This window comes from Porphyrobacter sp. ULC335, assembly GCF_025917005.1.
Classification (GTDB): Bacteria; Pseudomonadota; Alphaproteobacteria; order Sphingomonadales; family Sphingomonadaceae; genus Erythrobacter.
The window spans coordinates 2,559,755-2,579,516 of the sequence record NZ_CP078091.1; the positions used below are offsets into that span (position 1 = coordinate 2,559,755).

The 19,762-nt window shown below is 63.2% G+C and carries 22 protein-coding genes; 2 read left to right on the forward strand and 20 right to left on the reverse strand.

Annotated features, from left to right (window positions below; genetic code table 11):
* Position 1: 1 nt before the first annotated feature.
* The 17 genes from nuoL to KVF90_RS12285 all read right to left on the reverse strand — a co-directional run bounded on the left by nuoL (position 2) and on the right by KVF90_RS12285 (position 14,607).
* Positions 2 to 1,996: an NADH-quinone oxidoreductase subunit L gene (gene nuoL / locus KVF90_RS12205; protein ID WP_264391849.1), complete on the reverse strand. Its 1,995-nt coding sequence runs from the start codon at positions 1,994 to 1,996 to the stop codon at positions 2 to 4.
* Between the two features lie 6 nt (positions 1,997 to 2,002).
* Positions 2,003 to 2,323 (reverse strand): NADH-quinone oxidoreductase subunit NuoK, encoded by a 321-nt coding sequence (gene nuoK, locus KVF90_RS12210; RefSeq protein ID WP_264391850.1) that lies wholly within the window; start codon positions 2,321 to 2,323, stop codon positions 2,003 to 2,005.
* Positions 2,320 to 2,943, reverse strand: coding sequence for an NADH-quinone oxidoreductase subunit J (locus tag KVF90_RS12215; protein ID WP_264391851.1), 624 nt, complete (start codon positions 2,941 to 2,943; stop codon positions 2,320 to 2,322). The genes nuoK and KVF90_RS12215 overlap by 4 nt, the downstream gene beginning before the upstream one ends.
* A 140-nt stretch (positions 2,944 to 3,083) precedes the next feature.
* The gene (gene nuoI / locus KVF90_RS12220) at positions 3,084 to 3,569 is read right to left on the reverse strand and encodes an NADH-quinone oxidoreductase subunit NuoI (RefSeq protein WP_264391852.1); all 486 of its coding nucleotides are present in this window, start codon (positions 3,567 to 3,569) and stop codon (positions 3,084 to 3,086) included.
* Positions 3,566 to 4,030 (reverse strand): hypothetical protein, encoded by a 465-nt coding sequence (locus KVF90_RS12225; protein ID WP_264391853.1) that lies wholly within the window; start codon positions 4,028 to 4,030, stop codon positions 3,566 to 3,568. Before KVF90_RS12225 ends, nuoI begins: the two co-directional genes overlap by 4 nt.
* The gene (gene nuoH / locus KVF90_RS12230) at positions 4,027 to 5,073 is read right to left on the reverse strand and encodes an NADH-quinone oxidoreductase subunit NuoH (protein ID WP_264391854.1); all 1,047 of its coding nucleotides are present in this window, start codon (positions 5,071 to 5,073) and stop codon (positions 4,027 to 4,029) included. Before nuoH ends, KVF90_RS12225 begins: the two co-directional genes overlap by 4 nt.
* A complete protein-coding gene (gene nuoG / locus KVF90_RS12235) occupies positions 5,070 to 7,088 on the reverse strand; it encodes an NADH-quinone oxidoreductase subunit NuoG (protein WP_264391855.1) in 2,019 nt (672 codons plus the stop codon). The genes nuoH and nuoG overlap by 4 nt, the downstream gene beginning before the upstream one ends.
* Positions 7,081 to 7,620 carry a hypothetical protein gene (locus KVF90_RS12240; RefSeq protein WP_264391856.1) on the reverse strand — a complete coding sequence of 180 codons (540 nt, stop codon included), beginning with the start codon at positions 7,618 to 7,620 and terminating at the stop codon, positions 7,081 to 7,083. The genes nuoG and KVF90_RS12240 overlap by 8 nt, the downstream gene beginning before the upstream one ends.
* Entirely contained in the window at positions 7,617 to 8,909 is a 1,293-nt protein-coding gene (gene nuoF / locus KVF90_RS12245; protein WP_264391857.1) for an NADH-quinone oxidoreductase subunit NuoF, read from the reverse strand. The genes KVF90_RS12240 and nuoF overlap by 4 nt, the downstream gene beginning before the upstream one ends.
* Entirely contained in the window at positions 8,896 to 9,084 is a 189-nt protein-coding gene (locus KVF90_RS12250) for a hypothetical protein (protein ID WP_264391858.1), read from the reverse strand. Before KVF90_RS12250 ends, nuoF begins: the two co-directional genes overlap by 14 nt.
* Complete coding sequence (locus KVF90_RS12255; RefSeq protein ID WP_264391859.1) at positions 9,081 to 9,224, reverse strand: hypothetical protein; 144 nt, start codon at positions 9,222 to 9,224, stop codon at positions 9,081 to 9,083. The genes KVF90_RS12250 and KVF90_RS12255 overlap by 4 nt, the downstream gene beginning before the upstream one ends.
* A 1-nt stretch (position 9,225) precedes the next feature.
* Complete coding sequence (gene nuoE, locus KVF90_RS12260) at positions 9,226 to 9,894, reverse strand: NADH-quinone oxidoreductase subunit NuoE (RefSeq protein ID WP_264391860.1); 669 nt, start codon at positions 9,892 to 9,894, stop codon at positions 9,226 to 9,228.
* A 174-nt stretch (positions 9,895 to 10,068) separates the two neighbouring features.
* The gene (locus KVF90_RS12265) at positions 10,069 to 11,280 is read right to left on the reverse strand and encodes an NADH-quinone oxidoreductase subunit D (RefSeq protein WP_264391861.1); all 1,212 of its coding nucleotides are present in this window, start codon (positions 11,278 to 11,280) and stop codon (positions 10,069 to 10,071) included.
* Positions 11,277 to 12,068 carry an NADH-quinone oxidoreductase subunit C gene (locus KVF90_RS12270; protein ID WP_264391862.1) on the reverse strand — a complete coding sequence of 264 codons (792 nt, stop codon included), beginning with the start codon at positions 12,066 to 12,068 and terminating at the stop codon, positions 11,277 to 11,279. The genes KVF90_RS12265 and KVF90_RS12270 overlap by 4 nt, the downstream gene beginning before the upstream one ends.
* An 11-nt stretch (positions 12,069 to 12,079) precedes the next feature.
* Positions 12,080 to 12,658, reverse strand: a complete 579-nt coding sequence (locus KVF90_RS12275; RefSeq protein WP_264391863.1) for a NuoB/complex I 20 kDa subunit family protein — start codon at positions 12,656 to 12,658, stop codon at positions 12,080 to 12,082.
* A complete protein-coding gene (gene ndhC, locus KVF90_RS12280; RefSeq protein WP_264394503.1) occupies positions 12,655 to 13,029 on the reverse strand; it encodes an NADH-quinone oxidoreductase subunit A in 375 nt (124 codons plus the stop codon). The genes KVF90_RS12275 and ndhC overlap by 4 nt, the downstream gene beginning before the upstream one ends.
* Positions 13,030 to 13,176: 147 nt before the next feature.
* Positions 13,177 to 14,607: a coniferyl aldehyde dehydrogenase gene (locus tag KVF90_RS12285; protein ID WP_264391864.1), complete on the reverse strand. Its 1,431-nt coding sequence runs from the start codon at positions 14,605 to 14,607 to the stop codon at positions 13,177 to 13,179.
* 161 nt (positions 14,608 to 14,768) lie between these two features.
* Between KVF90_RS12285 and KVF90_RS12290 the strand changes: the two genes are divergently transcribed.
* Positions 14,769 to 15,965 (forward strand): thiolase family protein, encoded by a 1,197-nt coding sequence (locus tag KVF90_RS12290; protein ID WP_264391865.1) that lies wholly within the window; start codon positions 14,769 to 14,771, stop codon positions 15,963 to 15,965.
* A gap of 21 nt (positions 15,966 to 15,986) precedes the next feature.
* Here KVF90_RS12290 and KVF90_RS12295 read toward each other — a convergent pair whose 3' ends face one another.
* Positions 15,987 to 16,484, reverse strand: a complete 498-nt coding sequence (locus KVF90_RS12295; RefSeq protein WP_264391866.1) for an SH3 domain-containing protein — start codon at positions 16,482 to 16,484, stop codon at positions 15,987 to 15,989.
* Between the two features lie 96 nt (positions 16,485 to 16,580).
* Here KVF90_RS12295 and KVF90_RS12300 point away from each other — a divergent pair, with 96 nt between their 5' ends.
* Positions 16,581 to 17,594 carry a 2-hydroxyacid dehydrogenase gene (locus KVF90_RS12300; RefSeq protein ID WP_264391867.1) on the forward strand — a complete coding sequence of 338 codons (1,014 nt, stop codon included), beginning with the start codon at positions 16,581 to 16,583 and terminating at the stop codon, positions 17,592 to 17,594.
* Here KVF90_RS12300 and KVF90_RS12305 read toward each other — a convergent pair.
* Both KVF90_RS12305 and KVF90_RS12310 read right to left on the reverse strand, forming a co-directional pair.
* Positions 17,591 to 18,160, reverse strand: coding sequence for an alpha/beta hydrolase (locus tag KVF90_RS12305; protein ID WP_264391868.1), 570 nt, complete (start codon positions 18,158 to 18,160; stop codon positions 17,591 to 17,593). The two genes, KVF90_RS12300 and KVF90_RS12305, sit on opposite strands and share 4 nt — an antisense overlap.
* 146 nt (positions 18,161 to 18,306) lie before the next feature.
* Positions 18,307 to 19,746, reverse strand: coding sequence for an NAD(P)H-dependent flavin oxidoreductase (locus tag KVF90_RS12310; RefSeq protein WP_264391869.1), 1,440 nt, complete (start codon positions 19,744 to 19,746; stop codon positions 18,307 to 18,309).
* Positions 19,747 to 19,762: the final 16 nt, after the last annotated feature.

The window sequence follows — 19,762 nt, forward strand, 5'->3', positions numbered from 1 at the left end:
CCTAAAGCAGAACGAAGGTGATAGCGGCGACCAGCCCGAGCAGCATGATCAACGCGTAGGTGTAAACGTAACCCGACTGGATCGACTTGGCCGCAACCGACGAGCGCTCGACCACCCAGGCGATGCCGTTGGGTCCAAAGCGGTCGATCGTGCCGACATCCCCGAGCTTCCAGAAAGCGCGGCCCAGCGCGAAGGCAGGCTTCACGAAGATCGCGTCATACAGCTCGTCGAAGTACCACTTGCGATAGACGAAGTTGTGCAGGGCGCCGAAGGTCGCGACGAACTTCGCCGGGATATCGGGCTTGGCGATGTAGGCGACATAGGCACCCGCGAAGCCGATCAGCATCACGATCAGCGCGGTGTACTTCACCCAGTACGGCACCGCATGCATCGCGTGGATCAACGGCTCGTTGTAGAAGATCGACCCGCCCCAGAAGGCCGCACTGTCAAGGAACTGCGGCGCGAAGACCTGCCCCGCAGCCACCGCGCCGATGGTCAGCACGCCAAGCGGGATCAGCATTGAAACCGGGCTTTCATGCGGGTGATAGCCGCCGGTGGTGTCCTCGCCCGCTTCGGCCGGAGTCTTGTGCACCGAATGCTGGATATGCTCGCTCTCGATCCAGCGCGGCTTGCCCCAGAAGGTCAGGAACATCAGGCGCCAGGAATAGAAGCTGGTCAGCAGCGCCGCGATGGCCCCCGCCCAGAAGGCAAACTGCCCTGCCCCGTTGCCGCGCGCAAAGGCGACTTCGAGGATCGCGTCCTTCGACCAGAAGCCGGCAAAACCGACGCCGAGATGATACACGCCCAGCCCCGTGATCGCCAACGTGCCAGCCAGCATCGCGTAGAAGGTGAACGGGATGTGCTTACGCAGCCCGCCGTAATAGCGCATGTCCTGCTCGTGGTGCATCGCATGGATGACCGAGCCAGCCCCAAGGAACAGCAGCGCCTTGAAGAAGGCGTGGGTGAACAGATGGAACATCGCCGCGCCATAAGCGCCGACGCCCGCGGCAAAGAACATGTAGCCGAGCTGCGAACAGGTCGAATAGGCAATCACCCGCTTGATGTCCCACTGCGTCGTGCCGATGGTGGCAGCGAAGAAGCAGGTCGCAGCACCAACGATGGTAACGATGGTCAGCGCGGTCGGCGCAGTTTCGAACATCGGCGAGAGGCGGCACAGCATGAACACGCCCGCTGTCACCATTGTCGCAGCGTGGATCAGCGCGGAGACCGGCGTCGGCCCCTCCATCGCGTCCGGCAGCCAGGTGTGCAGGCCCAGCTGCGCCGACTTGCCCATCGCGCCGATGAACAACAGGATGCAGAGGATATCCATCGTGTAGAGACGCATGCCGACGAAGGTGATCGTCGATCCGCTCATCCCGGGGGCCGCCGCGAGGATCTCAGGGATCGAGGTCGTCTGGAACACCAGATAGGTACCGAAGATGCCGAGCATGAAGCCGAGGTCGCCGACGCGGTTGACCACGAAGGCCTTGATAGCCGCCGCGCCCGCGCTGGGCTTTTTGAACCAGAAACCGATCAGCAGATAGGACGCAAGGCCCACCCCTTCCCAACCGAAGAACATCTGCACGAGGTTGTCGGCCGTCACCAGCATCAGCATCGCGAAGGTGAACAGCGAGAGGTAGGCGAAGAAGCGCGGTTGATCCGGATCTTCCTCCATATACCCCCACGAATAGAGGTGCACGAGCGCCGAGACCGAGTTGATCACCACCAGCATGATAGCGGTGAGCGTATCGACCCGCAGCGCCCAGTCGAAGGTCAGCGTGCCGCTCTGCACCCACTTGAGCACGGGCACGACCGTCGCGCTCTCGGTCCCGCCGAGGAAGCCGAGGAAGATCGGCCAGCTGAGCCCTGCCGACAGCAACAGCGCACCGGTCGTCACGGATTTCGCCGCGACATTGCCGAGCATGCGGTTGCCCAGCCCTGCGATCAGCGCGGCCAGCAGAGGCCCGAAAACGATGATGAGGATTTGCGTGGACACGAACGCTTACCCCTTCATCCGGTTGATATCGTCAACCGCAATCGAGCCGCGGGTACGGAAATAGATCACAAGGATCGCCAGACCGATCGCCGCTTCGGCCGCGGCCACCGTCAGCACCAGCATCGCGAAAACCTGACCCGTAAGATTCTGCATGAAGGCGCTGAAGGCGACAAGGTTGATGTTCACCGCCAGCAAAATCAGCTCGACCGCCATCAGGATGACGATCACGTTCTTGCGGTTGAGGAAGATGCCCAGCACGCCCAGCACGAACAGGATCGCGCCGACAACGAGGTAATGTTCGACCCCGATCCCACCTGGATTGATCATAGCTCGATCCCCTGCCCGATCTCCGGGTTCTTCATGACGGTTGCATCTTCCGGACGGCGGCGGATCTGCTTGCCCACGTCCTGCCGCGCGCGGGCACCGGGCTTGGGTGCCTGGAAGGTCAGCACGATTGCGCCGATCATCGCCACCAGCAGGATGATCCCGGCAATTTCGAACAGTACGATATACTTGCCATAAAGCAGCGCGCCGAGCGCCTCGATATTGGACGTCTCAGCCGACTGCACCACGGTAGGTTCGGGTGTGCCGAGGGTGATGCCGCCCGCGTTGTAGGCGCCCACCGCCAGCAGCAGTTCGGCCAGCAGGATACCCGCAATCACCAGCCCCAGCGGCGCATTGCGACTGAAGCCTGCGCGCATCGCGGCAAAATCAATGTCGAGCATCATCACGACGAACAGGAACAGCACCGCGACCGCGCCGACATAGACGATCACCAGCAGCATCGCGATGAACTCTGCGCCCACCAGCACCATCAGGCCGGCCGCGTTGAAGAACGTCAGGATCAGCCACAGCACCGAGTGCACGGGGTTGCGCGCCATGACGACCATCACGGCGCTGGCGACGACAATGGTCGCGAAGAAATAGAAGGCGATGGCCTGTATCATGATGTGTCTCCGCCGATCCGTCCCCCCGGCGCGAGGCCGGAGACCAGAAAGCGGCATTTGATCCCTTAGTCCAAGATTGGCCGCGGCAGAGCGCCGCAACCAAGAATTCAATTGACCCCGTGTCCCTCGTCCGGCGCGCCCTAGCGGTAGGGTGCGTCGGCTTCAAGATTGGCCGCGATGGCCCGTTCCCATTTGTCACCATTCGCGAGCAGCTTGGCCTTGTCGTACAAGAGCTCCTCGCGGGTTTCCGTCGAATATTCGAAGTTCGGCCCCTCGACCACGGCATCGACCGGGCAGGCTTCCTGGCAGAATCCGCAGAAGATGCACTTGGTCATGTCGATGTCGTAGCGGGTGGTGCGGCGGCTGCCGTCCTCACGCGGTTCGCTCTCGATGGTGATCGCCTGCGCGGGGCACACGGCCTCGCACAGCTTGCACGCGATGCAGCGTTCCTCGCCGTTCGGATAGCGCCGCAGCGCATGCTCACCCCGGAAGCGGGGCGAGAGCGGGGCCTTCTCGAAGGGGTAGTTGATCGTCACCTTGGGCTTGAAGAAATACTTCAGCGTCAAGGCGTGCGCCTTGAGGAATTCCCAGAGGGTGAAGGATTTGATCAAATGCGCGACGTTCATCGCCCCAACCCTTTCGGTGCTTGTTTCAGCAAAGTATTGCATGTTCCCGTGCTCTGATATTCGCCATCGCCGTGGCGCATCTTTTCGGTCGAACTCAATGTCGCAGTGCCGTTTCGGGACGATGTCAGCACCAAATTTGCCTGACCAAGGTCACTGTACATCATACTGATCGTGATGCTGTCGCCGTTGACTGAGGTAATGATGCTCTGCGAATTGCTATAGGTGTTACCGCGGCTGTCTGTGACTTCCCAAAGCACCTCACCGAGCGATTCCGAGCCCCAGTTCCTGACGTGAAAAACCCAGCGCTCGCGCCCAACAAAGACAGCAGTCGAAGGGACCGGATAGGGCTTGAACGCCTTCTCTACCTGGCAATCGATGACCGCGGCATGACCGCGCAAAACCACGGGCGTGCCATCGGCAGAGGGCGCAGCCGCGAGTAATAGCGACACACCGACAATCATCCGAAATGCCCCGTCGCCATCAGGTAGCCGCTGGTAACCGCGACGAACAGCAGGCTCATCGGCAGGAACACCTTCCACCCGAGGCGCATCAGCTGGTCGTAGCGGTAGCGCGGCACGGTCGCCCAGATCCAGCTGAACATGAAGAAGAACACGAAGGTCTTCAGCAGGAACCAGATGATCCCCGGCACCATGTAAAGCACCGGAATGTCGATCGGCGGCAGCCATCCGCCCCAGAACAGCAGCGTGTTCAGCGAGCACATCAGCAGGATGTTCGCATACTCGCCCAGCCAGAAAAGCGCGAAGCTCATCGAGGAATATTCGGTCTGGTAGCCTGCAACGAGCTCGCTCTCCGCCTCGGTCAGGTCGAACGGCGCGCGCGCGGTTTCGGCCAGCGAGGAGATGAAGAACACCACCCACATCGGGAACAGCAGCGGGTGCACCACATAGGCGTTGATCACGCCAAGGCCAAAGCCCTGCTGGCCGCGCACAATGTCCGACAGGTTGAACGAGTTCGCGAACAGCACCACGCAGACCAGCACGAAGCCGATCGAGACTTCGTAGGAGATCATCTGCGCCGAGGCGCGCATCGCCGAGAAGAACGGGTATTTGGAGTTCGACGCCCACCCGCTCATCACCACGCCGTAAACCCCGAGCGAGGAGATCGCGAGGATGTAGAGCAGGCCGACGTTGATGTCCGACAGCAGCACGCCCTCGTCGAACGGGATCACCGCCCACGCCGCAAGCGCCACCGTGAAGGTGATGATCGGCGCGAGCAGGAAAATGCCCTTGTTCGCGGCGGAGGGGATGATGGTTTCCTGCAGGAACACCTTGAGGCCATCCGCAAAGGACTGGAGCAGCCCGAACGGCCCGACCACGTTGGGCCCGCGCCGCATCATGATCGCGCCCAGCACCTTGCGATCGACATAGATCACCATGGCGACGCTGAACATCACGAGCAGCGAGATCACGATGATCCCGGTCAACGTCGCGACGGTCCAGGCCCATTCATAGCTGAGGCCGAGGGATTGGAAGAAGGCGGTCATTCCGCAGCCTCCTTCACATCCGCCCCGTGTAGCAATTCATCCGAACAACGCTGCATCACTTCGCTGGCGCGGGCGATGGGGTTGGTGAGGTAGAAGTCCTTGATCGGATAGCCCGCAAGCTCGCCTTCGAACTTGGCGCTGGCATCGGCCTTGGGCAGCGCACCGTAATCGGCGAGGCCCTCTTCGCCCAGCGCGGGGACCGCAGCGATCATCTTGGCCTGAAGCTCGGTAAAGCTGTCGAAGCCGACGGTGACACCCAGCGCATCGGCGAGCGCGCGCAGGATCGTCCAGTCTTCGCGTGCGTCGCCGGGGGCGAACACGGCCTTTTCGGCGAACTGCACCCGGCCCTCGGCATTGACGTAGGTCCCGTCCTTCTCGGCATAGGAGGCGCCCGGCAGGATGATGTCGGCGTGATGCGCACCCTTGTCACCGTGGTGGCCGATATAGACCTTCAGCGCGCCCGCATAGGGCGCATAATCCATCTCGTCCGCGCCCAGGCTGAGCAGCACCTTGGGCGCGGCCTTGGCAATATCGCCCATCCCGCCCGGAAGCGTGAAGCCGAGCATCAGCGAGGCCATACGCGCTGCCGAGATGTGCAGAACGTTGAAGCCGTTCCAGCCCTCGCGAACCAGATTGAACTTGTCGATCAGCTTGAGCGCCGCGGGCAACGCACCCTTGGCGAGCGCCGCCGCGCCAAGAATCACCGCCGGACGCTTTGCGTTTTTCATCACATCGCCCAATTCCTTGGGGATGCGGTTCAGCAGCTTCAGGTCGCTGCCGAGGAAGGTCGCCGGATAGGTCGGGTCCCACGCGGGGCCGATGATGTAGACCTTGGCCCCCGCCTTCACCGCCTTGCGCAGGCGGACGTTGAGCAGCGCCGCTTCCCAGCGGACATTGCTGCCGACGATCAGGATCGCGTCGGCCGTTTCGATTCCCGCGAAGGTGCTGTTGAAGTTCACCGCCGCAAGGTTCGACACGTCATAGGTCATGCCGGTCTGGCGCGCTTCGGTGAGGTTCGAGCCGCAGGCATTGACCAGCGCCTTGGCGGCAAACATCGTCTCGGCATCGACGAGATCGCCCGCAACCGCCGCGATGCTCGCCTTGTTCTTCTTGCCGAGTGCGCCCGCGATCAGGCCGAAAGCCTCGGTCCACTCGGCCGGCTGGAGCTTGCCTTCGCGGCGCACCCACACGCGGTCGAGGCGGCGCTTGGTGAGCCCGTCGACCTGATAGCGGCCCTTGTCCGACAGCCACTCCTCGTTGACGTCGTCATTGATGCGCGGCAGCGCGCGCATGACTTCGCGGCCCTTGGAATGGAGCGTGATGTTGGCGCCCACCGCGTCCGACACATCGATGCTGTAAGTCTTCTTCAGTTCCCACGGCCGCGCCTCGAAGGCGTACGGGCGAGACGTCAGCGCGCCGACCGGACACAGGTCGATGACGTTCGCCGAAAGCTCGTGCGCTGCCGCCTGTTCCAGATAGGTGGTGATCTGCATGTCCTCGCCGCGATACAGCGCGCCGATCTCGTCCACGCCCGCGATCTCTTCCGAGAAGCGCACGCAGCGGGTGCAGTGGATGCAGCGGGTCATGATCGTCTTGATCAGCGGGCCCATGTATTTCTCGGTCACCGCGCGCTTATTCTCGTGATAGCGAGAGCCGCCGCGGCCATAGGCGACCGCCTGGTCCTGAAGGTCGCACTCGCCGCCCTGATCGCAGATCGGGCAATCGAGCGGGTGGTTGATGAGCAGGAACTCCATCACCCCTTCTCGGGCCTTCTTGACCATCGGGCTGTCGGTGCGGATTTCCTGACCCTCGGCGGCCGGGAGCGCGCAGGAGGCCTGCGGCTTGGGCGGCCCGGGCTTCACCTCGACAAGGCACATGCGGCAATTGCCCGCGATGGAGAGGCGCTCGTGATAGCAGAAGCGCGGGATTTCCTTGCCCGCCAGCTCGCACGCCTGCAGGACGGTGGCGCCCGCCGGGACTTCGATTTCCTGACCGTCTACGGTGACTTTAGGCACGGCTACCCCCCAACGGATTGGATGGCTGTTCAGATTGCCTCTCGGAAACAACCTCGGCGATCAAATTCTGTATCACTTTATCATAGGTCTCATTGTAGACTTTGCCATCGCCATCAATATAATCGATGTAATAACGGATCTGATTTTTTATTGTCTTGAGCCATTCTGGCTGTGGGCCAACAACTGCCAAGATTTCTTCAGCTGCAAAGAACATATGCGCTACGAACCACTCGTATTTCTCGCTCTCTTCAGTGAATTGTCCATCGACTTTTCTTGGGATATCGGTGAACGATTTCCTAGTTAAATTGGAATTTTCAAAAGCAAGCCTGAGGTAGCCGGTCCAAATTTCCTTTGCTTTAGCGCTCTTTGTGGCTTGGATTTCTTCATTTTTTTGACGTTCAGAAGATTTGTAAGTTTGATAGGCTACTCGCGCGGATACAATCGCAATGATCGCAAGACCAAACGTGCTAGCCGCCGTCACCACATCAGCAATATCGCCGAGAACCGTCGGTGAGGAACTGACTGCTATCACTCCGCCGCCTCCGCAAACTGCGCGTTGTGCTCGTTGATCCGCCGCTCGAGCTCAGGCCGGAAATGGCGGATCAGCCCCTGGATCGGCCACGCCGCCGCGTCGCCCAGCGCGCAGATGGTGTGGCCTTCGACCTGCTTGGTGACTTCCTGCAGCATGTCGATTTCCTCGATCGCCGCATCGCCCGTGCGCAGGCGCTCCATCATGCGCCACATCCAGCCCGTGCCTTCGCGGCAGGGGGTGCACTGGCCGCAGCTTTCGTGCTTGTAGAAATAGGAGAGGCGGCTGATTGCGCGGACGATGTCGGTCGACTTGTCCATGACGATGACCGCCGCGGTGCCGAGGCCCGAGCCCAGTTCCTTCAGCCCGTCAAAATCCATCGGCGCGTTGCGGATCTGCGCCGCAGGGACCAGCGGCACCGAGGAGCCGCCGGGGATCACCGCGAGCAGGTTGTCCCAACCGCCGCGGATGCCGCCGCAGTGCTTTTCGATCAGCTCTTCAAAGCTGATGCTCATCGCTTCTTCGACAACGCAGGGCTTTTCCACGTGGCCAGAAATCTGGAACAGCTTGGTGCCCTTGTTGTTCTCGCGCCCGAAGCTGGAGAACCACGAAGCCCCGCGCCGCAGAATCGTTGGCGCGACCGCGATGCTCTCGACATTGTTGACCGTGGTCGGGCAGCCATAAAGACCCGCACCCGCTGGGAAGGGGGGCTTGAGGCGCGGCTGGCCCTTCTTGCCTTCGAGGCTCTCGATCATCGCGGTCTCTTCCCCGCAGATGTAAGCGCCCGCGCCGCGGTGCATGAAGACGTCGAAATCGTAGCCAGAACCGCAGGCGTTCTTGCCAATCAGGCCAGCGTCATAGGCCTCATGCATCGCCTTTTGAAGCGTCTCGGCCTCGCGGATATATTCGCCGCGCACGTAGATATAGGCCGCCCGCGCGCGCATCGCGAAGCCTGCAACCAGCGCGCCTTCGACCAGCTTGTGCGGATCGTGGCGAAGGATTTCGCGGTCCTTGCAGCTGCCGGGCTCGGATTCATCGGCGTTGATGACGAGGAAGCTCGGACGACCGTCGCGGCTTTCCTTGGGCATGAAGGACCATTTGAGGCCGGTCGGGAAGCCCGCCCCGCCGCGCCCGCGCAGGCCCGAAGCCTTCATTTCCTCGACGATCGCATCCGGCCCGCGTGCAAGCAGCGCCTTGGTGTTGTCCCAATCGCCGCGCGCCTGCGCTGCTTTCAGCCCCCAGTCCTGGAAGCCATAGACATTGGTGAAGATGCGGTCCTTATCCGCGAGCATCGCTGCCACCTTTTGTTTTGGCGCGCTTGATACGCACCAGCGAAATCACCTGAAACATCAGGCCCAGACCCATGAGGATCACGCCCATATCGTAAGGCCCGGTCGCGCTCAGCACGGCCCCCAGCGCAAAGCCGGTCAGGCCGAGGATCGCGAAGGCGAGTGTCACCGGGTTCATCCGATCGCTCCCGCCTGCCACATGCCCGCCAGCACCGCGATGATGAGGATGATCACGCCAACGCGGATCATGCCCATCAGCAGCTTGTAGGCGATGAACGCCAGCAGCAGCGCACCGATGATGGAGACGACGGCGGTCATCTCACCATTCGCCCCGGTAATCGTGGTTGGCGCCGACCATAACCGTAAGCGTGGTCGGCCCGCCCGAAGGCTCCGACGTATGCCGCCCCGGCTCCTGCGTGCCCGCCTTGGGGGTCTCGCCGCGCGCGAGGGCATCGAGCACCGCGTCGAGGCGTTCGGGCGTCAGGTCTTCGTAATTGTCGTCGTTGATCTGGACCATCGGCGCGGTGGCGCAATTGCCCATGCATTCGACTTCGGTGAGGGTCCACAGGCCATCGGCGGAGATCCCGCCCTTCACCATGCCGCGCTTCTTGCAGGCAGACATGATGTCGTCGCTACCGCGCAGCATGCAGGGCGTGGTGCCGCACACCTGCACGTGGAATTTGCCGACGGGCTTGAGATTATACATAAAGTAGAAGCTGGCGACTTCGAGCACGCGGATCACCGGCATGTCGAGATACTTGGCGACGTACTCGACCACGGGAAGCGGCAGCCAGCCCTGCGTATCGGTCTCAGCGCCGACTTGCCGCTGTGCGAGATCAAGCAACGGCATCACCGCAGAGCGCTGGCGCCCTTCGGGATACTTGGCGATGTGCCAATCGGCGGTTTTCTTGTTCTCCGGCGTCCACGCGAACCCGCTCCAACGGGCGCGCAGTTCGGGGGTGTCGGGAGCGGGGGTACGGTCAGCCATCTGTCTGGCTCCTCACTTCACGAAAAAGCAAAACCAAAGCCAGTACCGCGCCAAACGCTCCAGACATTGAGATAATGGATCCCAAAGCAGGCTGCGCCGGTTCGAGCAGCCGCCCAGAGAAAAATACGCCAACCGCCATGAAACTCAGAACCGAACTTTTATATCTGAACACCCTCACCGGTCGCACTCCCCGAACACCACGTCGATCGCGCCCAGAATGGCGGTCGCGTCGGGGAGCATGTGGCCCTTGGACATGAAGTCCATAGCCTGAAGATGAGAGAAGGCCGTGGGGCGGATCTTGCAGCGGTACGGCTTGTTGGTGCCGTCGCTGACGAGATAGACGCCGAATTCGCCCTTGGGGCTTTCGGTCGCCACATAAACCTCGCCCGCCGGCACGTGGAAGCCTTCGGTGTAGAGCTTGAAGTGGTGGATCAGCGCTTCCATCGACTGCTTCATCTCGCCGCGCTTGGGCGGCACGACCTTGGTGTCGCTGCTGGCAATCGGCCCTTGCGGCATGTCGCGCAGGCACTGGCGGATGATCTTGGCGCTCTCGTAGACTTCCTTCACGCGCACCATGAAGCGGTCGTAGCAGTCCGAATTGGTGCCGACCGGAATGTCGAACTCCATGCGGTCATAGACGTCGTAGGGCTGCGACTTGCGCAGGTCCCACGGAATGCCAGCGGCGCGGATCATCGGGCCGCTGAAGCCCCAGGCAATCGCATCATCGCGGCTGACCACGGCAATATCGACATTGCGCTGCTTGAAGATGCGGTTGTCGAGCACGAGGCTCATCGCGTCATCGAAGAGCTGGAAGAAGCGGTTGTCGAGCCAGTCGCCGATGTCGACCAGCAGCTTTTCCGGCACGTCCTGATGTACGCCGCCCGGGCGGAAATAGGCGCTGTGCATCCGCGCGCCGCTCGCCCGCTCGAAGAAGTTCAGGCAGTCCTCGCGCAGGTCCATGATCCACAGGTTCGGCGTGAACGCGCCGACATCGAGGATGTGCGCGCCCATGTTGAGCATGTGGTTGCAGATGCGCGTCAGCTCAGCGAACAGCACGCGCAGATATTGCGCGCGCAGGGGCACTTCGAGGTTCAGCAGCTTCTCGATGGCCAGCACATAGGTGTGCTCCATCGCCAGAGGCGAGCAATAGTCGAGCCGGTCGAAATAGGGCAGCGCCTGGAGGTAGGTCTTCTGCTCGATCAGCTTTTCGGTGCCGCGGTGGAGCAAGCCGACGTGCGGGTCGATCCGCTCGATCACTTCGCCGTCCAGCTCCATCACCATGCGCAGCACGCCGTGTGCGGCAGGGTGCTGGGGGCCGAAGTTGATCGTGTAGTTGGAAATGACCTCGCCGGTGGTGGTGAGCGAGTCTTCGCGTTGCATGCTCATCGGCCACCCTCCTTCGAGGTGGAATCGGGCGCGCCGGGAGCAGGCTTGCCGCTGTCCTTCTGCGCAGGCGCCGCGTCAGACACCGGCTTTGCGGCGACCGCATCGGCAGCCTTGCCCGCGCCGGTATCGGCGGGCTTTTCCGTCGTCTTGAGCTCGGCAACCGTAGGAGCGCCGCGCGATTTCTCGTCACCCGGCAGCACGTAGTCCGCGCCTTCCCACGGGCTGAGGAAATCGAAGCTGCGCATTTCCTGCGCGAGCTCGACCGGTTCGTACACCACCCGCTTTTCCTCCTCGGAATAGCGCAGTTCGGTGTAGCCCGTCATCGGGAAGTCCTTGCGGAACGGGTGACCTTCAAAGCCGTAATCGGTGAGGATGCGGCGCAAATCGGGGTTACCCGCGAAGGTCACGCCGAACATGTCGAACACCTCGCGCTCAAGCCAGCCCGCGTTGGGCCACAGCGTCGTGATGGTCGGCACCGGGGTGTCTTCGGAGGCCGAACACTTCACCATCACACGGTGGTTCTTGGTCAGGCTTTGCAGCATGTAAACCACCTCGAACCGCTCGGCCCGTTCGGGGTAATCAACCCCTGCGATTTCCATCATCTGCTGATAGGCGTGATCATCGCGCAGGATCTGCAGCACGCGCGCAATCGCATCGCGCTGGACGCGGAAGATCACCTCGCCGTGCGATTCATGTGCTTCGATCAGCCAGACAGAGATCGTCTCGCTGATGGCGTCGATCACGCCCTCGTTGGAAGCGAACTTCGGGGCGGAATGGAGAACAGCCATGTTACTCGCCCCTACCTCTCGATGGTGCCGACGCGGCGGATCTTCCGCTGCAATTGCATGACGCCGTAAAGCAGCGCCTCGGCGGTCGGCGGGCAGCCGGGGACGTAGATGTCGACCGGAACGATGCGGTCACAGCCGCGCACGACCGAATAGGAATAGTGGTAATAGCCGCCGCCATTGGCGCAGCTGCCCATGCTGATCACATATTTGGGGTCCGACATCTGGTCGTAAACCTTGCGCAGCGCCGGGGCCATCTTGTTGCACAGCGTGCCAGCCACGATCATCACGTCCGACTGGCGCGGAGAGGCGCGCGGCGCAGCGCCGAAGCGCTCCATGTCAAAACGCGGCATGTTGGCGTGGATCATTTCGACCGCGCAGCACGCCAGGCCGAAGGTCATCCACCAAAGGCTGCCGGTGCGGGCCCACTGGAACAGATCCTCGGTCGAGGTGACGAGGAAACCCTTCTCGCCAACTTCGGTCTGGAGATCGTTGAAATAGCTCGCATCGGGCGCACGCACCGCGCCGACAGCGGCGTTGGTCAGCGCGGAAATGTCGGGCAATCCTTGGGGAGGAGAAACGATATTGGTCATTCCCAGTCCAACGCCCCTTTCTTCCATTCATAAGCAAGCCCGACCGCGAGGATGAAGAGGAACACCATCATGCCCCCCCATCCGGTCCAGCCCGTCACATCGAGGCTCACCGCCCAGGGGAACAGGAAGGCAGCCTCCAAATCGAACACGATGAAGCTGATCGCCACGAGGTAGAAGCGCACATCGAACTGGCTGCGCGCGTCCTCGAACGCGGGAAAGCCGCATTCATATTCGGACAGCTTTTCGGCGTCGGGGTTGTGTACGCCGGTCAGGCGCGACACCGCCATTGGTGCCACGACGAAAAGTACCGAAAGCCCCAAGGCCACCAGTACGAATAACAGTATCGGCAGATACTGGCTGAGGTCGACCACGGCGATGTCCAAGCTATTAATCCCGAGGTCGCCCTAAGCCTGTCGCCGCGCTCGCGCAAGGGTGCGACTCGGGGAAAAGCCCTGAGGTATGTTGCAGGAAATCGAACACAGGTTGCGGCGGATTGACCGCCCGCCGCACCGCCGCGGCTACTTCATCATGCGCGCGGCCGCTGTCTCGGTCGCCTTGCCATAGGGCGGCTTCAACCCGCCCAGTTTGGCGATATCGATCTTGGGCTGATGGTACACCGCGCGGGCATGGCTGAACTCGCGGAAGCCTTCGATGGCGTGATAGCTCCCCATCCCCGAAGGCCCGACCCCGCCAAACGGCAGGTCCTCCATCGACACATGGAACACCACATCATTGGTGGTCACCCCGCCCGAGATGGTGCGGGTTAGCACGCGCTCCTGCTCGCCCTTGTCCTCGCCGAAGTAATAGAGGCCGAGCGGACGGTCATGCTCGTTGATGTAGTCGACCGCCTGATCCACCGCCTTGTACGTCATCACCGGCAGCACCGGGCCGAAGATTTCCTCCTGCATCACGGTCATGCCATCATTCACGTTCTTGAGGATGGTCAGCGGCATCTTGCGCTGGTTGGCGTTGGAGAAGTCCTCGCGCGCCGGATTGACCTCGATCACCTCGGCGCCCTTGTCGCGTGCATCGGCGACGAGGCCCTGAAGCCGCTCGAAATGGCGGTCGGACACAATCGAGGCGTAATCATCATTGTCGAGCAGGCGCGGATACATCGCGCTCGCCGCGCCAACTACGCCGGCCACCGCCTCGTCCTGCTTGTCCTCGGGCACCATCAGGTAATCGGGCGCGAGGCAGATCTGGCCTGCATTCATCATCTTGCCGATGGCGATGCGTTCACCCGCCTTGGCGAAATCGGCACCGCGGCCCATGATGACCGGCGATTTTCCGCCTAGTTCCAGCGTCACCGGCACGAGGTTCGCTGCAGCCGCCTGCATCACCCGCCGCCCGGTCGCAGTCGATCCGGTGAAGACCAGATGGTCGAAGGGAAGCGAGGAGAACGCCGCCGCCACCTCGGGGCTGCCGGTCACCACCGCCACTTCCTCGGGCGCGAAATATTCCGCCGTCAGCTGGGCCATCAGCTCGCTGGTGCGCTCGGTGAATTCGGACGGCTTGATCATTGCCCGGTTGCCCGCGGCGAGCACCTGCATCAGCGGCCCGAAGGCGAGCTGCACCGGGAAGTTCCACGGGCTGAGGATGCCGATCACACCTTTGGGTCCGTAACGCAGTTCGGCCCTCGCACCGAGCAGCCCCAACGGGAACTGCACCTTGCGCTTTTCCGTCTTGGCCCAGGCGTCCATGTGCTTGAGCGCGTGATTGCCCGCGCCCACGGTGGCCGCAATGTCGGTCAGCATCGACTGGTGCATCGAACGGCTGCCGAAATCGGCGCTCATCGCCTTGGCGAATTCCTCGCCATGATCCTTCACCAGCGCCATTGCGCGGCGGATGCGGTCCTTGCGCTGCGACATCGGCTCGGGGCGCGAGGCGGTGAAGGCGGCGCGTTGGCGCGCCAGAAGGGCTTCGAGTTCTTCGCGGCGATCATCGGCCATGTCGTTCTCCCATAGACATAGATGCGTTTTTATTTGCGACGTGTTCTTGCGGAATCTCGCCGCGGGCGCAAGCTGCAAGCATGGCCGCCCGATTGCCAATGCCGCACCGCAGCATTACATCGCCCCCCGACATACTGTTCCGTGACGCAAGGATTCCATCCATGACCCAGCTTTCACCCGCCGATCCGATCGTGATCCTGTCCTATGCCCGCACCCCGATGGGCGCCATGCAGGGCGCACTGGCAGAGGTGACGGCGACAGATCTTGGCGCGATTGCGGTCAAGGCTGCGGTGGAACGCGCGGGCGTCAGCGGCGCGGACATCGACCGCGCCTATATCGGCTGCGTACTCCCCGCCGGACTTGGTCAAGCCCCCGCGCGTCAGGCGGCGATCAAGGCGGGCCTGCCGCTCTCGGTTGAAGCGACCACCGTGAACAAGGTGTGCGGATCGGGCATGCAGACCGTGATCATGGGCGCAGAGGCGCTGGCCAGCGGCACCATTGATTTCGTGGTCGCGGGCGGGATGGAGAGCATGACCAATGCGCCCTACCTGCTCAAGAAGCACCGCTCGGGCGCGCGGCTGGGGCATGACACAGCCTATGACCACATGTTCCTCGACGGGCTGGAAGACGCTTACGAGCCGGGCCGGGCGATGGGCACCTTCGCGCAGGACACCGCCAACGCTTACCAGATGACCCGCGAGGACATGGACGCCTATTCCATCGAATCGCTCGCCCGCGCCAACCGCGCGATCAGCAGCGGCGCTTTCGCCGACGAGGTCGTGCCGGTGACGGTAACGACCCGTGCGGGTGACGTTGTGGTCGAGCACGACGAAGCGCCCGGCAAGGGCCGACCGGACAAGATCCCGCAGCTGAAGCCCGCCTTCGCCAAGGACGGGACGATTACCGCCGCCACTTCCAGCTCGATTTCGGACGGCGCCGCCGCGCTGGTGTTGACCCGTGCGAGCGTGGCCGAGGCCAAGGGCCTGAGCCCGGTTGCCCGCGTTGTGGCCACCGCTGCCCACGCGCAGGCCCCCGCGCAGTTCACCACCGCACCTATCCCGGCAATCCAGAAGGTGCTCGCCCGCGCCGGCTGGGGCGTGGACGATGTCGATCTGTTCGAAGTGAACGAGGCCTTTGCCTGCGTGGCGATGTTCGCGATGCGCGACCTTGGCATTCCGCACGAGAAGATCAACGTCAACGGCGGCGGCACGGCGCTGGGCCATCCTATCGGCGCCAGCGGCGCGCGGATCATCGTCACGCTGATTGCGGCGCTGAAGGCGCAGGGCAAGACTCGCGGTGTCGCGAGCCTGTGCATCGGCGGCGGGGAAGCGACCGCGATCGCGATCGAATTGGTCTGACGCGACGCGCGCCGGGCGGCGCTATTCGTCGCCCGGCAGCGGTTGCGATCCCCACAGGCGCGCGGCGCTTATCCAGCCCTTGCGCCCGTCGATATCGACTTCGCACCATCCCTCGCGGCAGGTCTTGAGGCGGGCGACCACCCCCGGTTCGGCCCGCCACTTGATCGCGCCCGACCCGCCCGCTTCAGCGCGTACCTCGGCGGTGCCCTTGCCGATCACCATGCCGCCGCGTGCAGGATCAAGCTGGCTGGAGGCGATCCAGCCCTGCGTACCCTCGTGATCCTCGACCAGACGCCAGCCTTCGCGGACGCGGATGACTTTCACCGGCAGGCCCTTGCGCTGATAGACCCAGGTTACCGGATACTCGGCGCTCGGGCCGACGCGCATGTTGACCTGCTCGTACCGTAGCGCCGCCCAATAGGGCAGCGCCCGGTCCTGCGCGCTCAGCGGCGCGATCACGATGGCGGCGGCCAGCATCAGCATCAGGCTGAGCATCGAAATGAAACGGGTTATCTGCATTGCGTCAGCGATAGCGCCTTCACCTGTGCGGATTCAAGCGGCGCGTGCGCATCCGCGCCTTGACCGCAAAGCCCCTGTGGCATTAGCCCGTCACCCATGAACCAGCGCCCTCCCCGCCCGCTCGCCAATGCCCCGCGCGTTATTGTCACGCGCCACCTGATGCCCGAGGTTGAGGCGCGGATGCGCCAGCTCTTCGACGTGGTGCTGAATGAAGCGGACGTTCCGCTGACCCGCGACCAGTTGGCGGCTGCAATGCAGAACTGCGACGTGTTGGTGCCGACGGTGACCGATCGGATCGACGCCGATCTGATCGCTGGTGCGGGCGAGCGCCTCGGCCTGATCGCCAGCTTCGGTGCGGGGACCGAGCATATCGACCTCGCCGCCGCTGCCGCGCGCCGCATCATCGTCACCAACACTCCCGGCGTCTTCACCGACGATACCGCCGACCTGACGATGGCCGGCATCATCGGCGTGCCCCGCCGGATTCGCGAAGGCACCGCCTTGGTGCGGCGCGGGGAATGGACCGGCTGGGCGCCTTCGGGCCTGCTCGGGAGGAAGCTCGCGGGCAAGGTGCTCGGGATCGTGGGCATGGGCCGCATCGGTCAAGCCGTGGCCCACCGCGCCCGCGCCTTCGGACTGGAGATCGCCTACACCAACCGCAAGCCCCTGCCCGAAGCGCTCGAACGGATGCTGGGTGCGCGTTACGTCGGCGATGTCGATGCGCTGATGGCGGAGGCGGACATCCTCACCCTGCACTGCCCGCTGACCGAGGAGACCCGCCACCTTGTGGATGCGCGCCGCATCGCGCTGATGAAGCCGGGCAGCAGCATTGTGAACACCGCCCGCGGCGAGCTGATCGATCAGGAGGCGCTGATCGCGGCGCTGGAGTCAGGCCACCTCGCGGGCGCCGGGCTCGATGTCTACCCCGACGAGCCCCACGTCGACCCGCGCCTGATCGCACACCCCAATGTGATGACCCTTCCCCACATCGGCAGCGCGACCGCAGAAGGCCGTGAGGATTCGGGCCACAAGGTGATCGCGAATATCCGCATGTGGGCCGACGGCCACAGGCCGCCGGATCAGGTGCTGACGGCGCTGGTGCGGGGCTAAGGGTTCAGCCGGTCACCGAGTTCGGTCACAATCCGGGCGATCGAACGACGCGCTGACCCCAGCGCAAAATGACTGAACGGCACCTCCACCTCGGCGTCGCGTTCGTGTGGAGCGCCCCTTGCCGAGGCTGGCGCAATCACTCCATCGTTCCGCGACCATAGAGCGATCGTCGGAACGGACGGCTTCACCGCAGGATCATCGGGCAGCGGCGACGCGTCGACCTTATGATCGTTGAGCGCCTCATACACACGCCAGGCATTGTTGGCGCGCCGGTCGCCCGAGAAAGGACTGCCGAGCGTCATCACCAACTCGACCAGATCGGGATGGCGCTGGGCGAGCACGCGTGCGTAGATCCCGCCAAGGCTCCAGCCCACCAGCGCCACCTTGCGCCCCTCTGCCTGAGCCACCGCCTTCAGCCGAGCCTCGGCGCGGGCCATGGTTTCCGGCGTAATTCCCGTAACGAAGCCGAGGCCCGAGGGATGCACGCTATAGCCGGTCTTGGAGAGTGTACGACGGAGCAGCGCGGTTGCATTGTCGCTCGAAAGGATGCCGGGAAAGACCAGCACTGGCTGTCCGTTTCCCGGCCGGGCACCAACAATGGCCCGCGCAGAGCGCAACGGACTTAAGACGATCGGCAGAGTGCTCGGAAGCTCGCGCAACCAGAGCGAAAACGGCGGCGGGGCTGTGTCATCCGTCATCGCCCCGCCAGCCATCAATCCCCCGTCAAAATCCGCTCGACCAGCTCGCCCACACTCGGGGTATAGCCGTTCGAGTAGAAGGGGTCCTGCTTGAACCGGTAGGCAGCGTGACCCGCGAAGGCGAGGTTCTTGTCGGGATCATCGCCGTGGGCGATGTCCTGAAGCGTCTTCTGGATGCAGAAGCTGCGCGGGTCGGCAAGGCGTCCGGTGGTGTAGTCGTCGTGGTCCTTCCAGCTGGAAAAACCGCAATGCGACAGGCAGCCCATGCAGTCCTGTTGATCCTTGCGGATCGTCTCGCGCGATTCCGGCGTGACGAAGACTATGGTGTTGTCCGGGGTCTTCAAGGGTTCGCTATGACCGGCGCGGATCCACATATCGGCCCGTGCCTTGTCCTCGGGCTTGACCCAGAAGCTGCGCGCCTTGCCGTCTTCGCCAAGCTGGACGGTGCCTTCTTCCTCGCCGCGCTTGAAGAAGGGGATCTGGCGCTCCGAACGGTGCATCAGATCATAGAGGAACGGGGTCTTGACCGCGCTCGAATAGAAGCCGGTGGGCGAGAATTTGTGAAGCAGAACGTCGCCCGGTTCGACCGTGCGCAGCATGTCTTTCCAGATCTGCGGGATCGGGCTTTCCTGCGTCAGCAGGGGCCGCGTGCCGAACTGGAAGGCGATGGTGCCGAGCTCGGGATTATCGATCCAATCGTTCCATTCGCGCAGGCACCACACGCCGCCGGCCATGACGATCGGCACGCTATCGGGCACGCCCTCGGCGCGCATCGTGTCGCGCAGCACCTTGACGCGGGGATAGGGGTCTTCCGGCTTCGTCGGGTCTTCGGCGTTGGAGAGGCCATTGTGACCGCCGGCCAGCCACGGGTCTTCATAGACCACCGCCGCCATCAGGTCGGGAACCTTGTGATAGCTGCGCTTCCACAACGCGCGGAAGGCCCGGCCGGAACTGACGATAGGCAGGTAGCAAACATTGAACCGCGCCGCGATTTCGGCGAGCTTGTAAGGCATCCCTGCACCGCAGGTGACGCCTGTCACCATGCCGCGCGTGTTCTCCAGAACGCCTTCGAGCACGGCCTGCGCCCCGCCCATTTCCCACAACACATTGATGTTGATCGCGCCCTTGCCGTTCGCGAGCTCGTAGGCCTTTTTCACCTGCGTGGTCGCGCCGTCGATGGCGTATTGTATCAGTTCCTGATGGCGCTCCTCGCGGGTGCGGCCATGGTAGACCTGCGGGATCGGGTTACCGTCATCGTCATAGCTATCCGCATTGACCGCGCTGACTGTGCCGATTCCACCCGCCGCCGCCCAAGCGCCGGAGCTGGCATGGTTGGTGGCCGACACACCTTTGCCGCCCTCAACCAGCGGCCAGACTTCACGCCCGCCATAGACGATCGGGCTCAATCCCTTGAACAATGAAAACTCCTCTTCACGCCGTCCCCTGGCGCGCATTACGTGGTGGTCACAT

What these genes read in the sequence shown, in the direction of transcription:
- nuoF (WP_264391857.1), bottom strand. Translation starts at nt 8,909, where the DNA reads ATGCTCGCGGATAAGGACCGCATCTTCACCAATGTCTATGGCTTCCAG.
- KVF90_RS12250 (WP_264391858.1), bottom strand. Translation starts at nt 9,084, where the DNA reads ATGAACCCGGTGACACTCGCCTTCGCGATCCTCGGCCTGACCGGCTTT.
- KVF90_RS12295 (WP_264391866.1), bottom strand. Translation starts at nt 16,484, where the DNA reads ATGCAGATAACCCGTTTCATTTCGATGCTCAGCCTGATGCTGATGCTG.
- KVF90_RS12225 (WP_264391853.1), bottom strand. Translation starts at nt 4,030, where the DNA reads ATGATTGTCGGTGTGTCGCTATTACTCGCGGCTGCGCCCTCTGCCGAT.
- KVF90_RS12275 (WP_264391863.1), bottom strand. Translation starts at nt 12,658, where the DNA reads ATGACCAATATCGTTTCTCCTCCCCAAGGATTGCCCGACATTTCCGCG.
- nuoE (WP_264391860.1), bottom strand. Translation starts at nt 9,894, where the DNA reads ATGGCTGACCGTACCCCCGCTCCCGACACCCCCGAACTGCGCGCCCGT.
- KVF90_RS12290 (WP_264391865.1), top strand. Translation starts at nt 14,769, where the DNA reads ATGACCCAGCTTTCACCCGCCGATCCGATCGTGATCCTGTCCTATGCC.
- KVF90_RS12265 (WP_264391861.1), bottom strand. Translation starts at nt 11,280, where the DNA reads ATGAGCATGCAACGCGAAGACTCGCTCACCACCACCGGCGAGGTCATT.
- KVF90_RS12270 (WP_264391862.1), bottom strand. Translation starts at nt 12,068, where the DNA reads ATGGCTGTTCTCCATTCCGCCCCGAAGTTCGCTTCCAACGAGGGCGTG.
- KVF90_RS12310 (WP_264391869.1), bottom strand. Translation starts at nt 19,746, where the DNA reads ATGCGCGCCAGGGGACGGCGTGAAGAGGAGTTTTCATTGTTCAAGGGA.
- nuoH (WP_264391854.1), bottom strand. Translation starts at nt 5,073, where the DNA reads ATGACCGCCTTCTTCCAATCCCTCGGCCTCAGCTATGAATGGGCCTGG.
- nuoK (WP_264391850.1), bottom strand. Translation starts at nt 2,323, where the DNA reads ATGATCAATCCAGGTGGGATCGGGGTCGAACATTACCTCGTTGTCGGC.
- KVF90_RS12215 (WP_264391851.1), bottom strand. Translation starts at nt 2,943, where the DNA reads ATGATACAGGCCATCGCCTTCTATTTCTTCGCGACCATTGTCGTCGCC.
- KVF90_RS12300 (WP_264391867.1), top strand. Translation starts at nt 16,581, where the DNA reads ATGAACCAGCGCCCTCCCCGCCCGCTCGCCAATGCCCCGCGCGTTATT.
- KVF90_RS12285 (WP_264391864.1), bottom strand. Translation starts at nt 14,607, where the DNA reads ATGGCCGATGATCGCCGCGAAGAACTCGAAGCCCTTCTGGCGCGCCAA.
- KVF90_RS12255 (WP_264391859.1), bottom strand. Translation starts at nt 9,224, where the DNA reads ATGACCGCCGTCGTCTCCATCATCGGTGCGCTGCTGCTGGCGTTCATC.
- nuoI (WP_264391852.1), bottom strand. Translation starts at nt 3,569, where the DNA reads ATGAACGTCGCGCATTTGATCAAATCCTTCACCCTCTGGGAATTCCTC.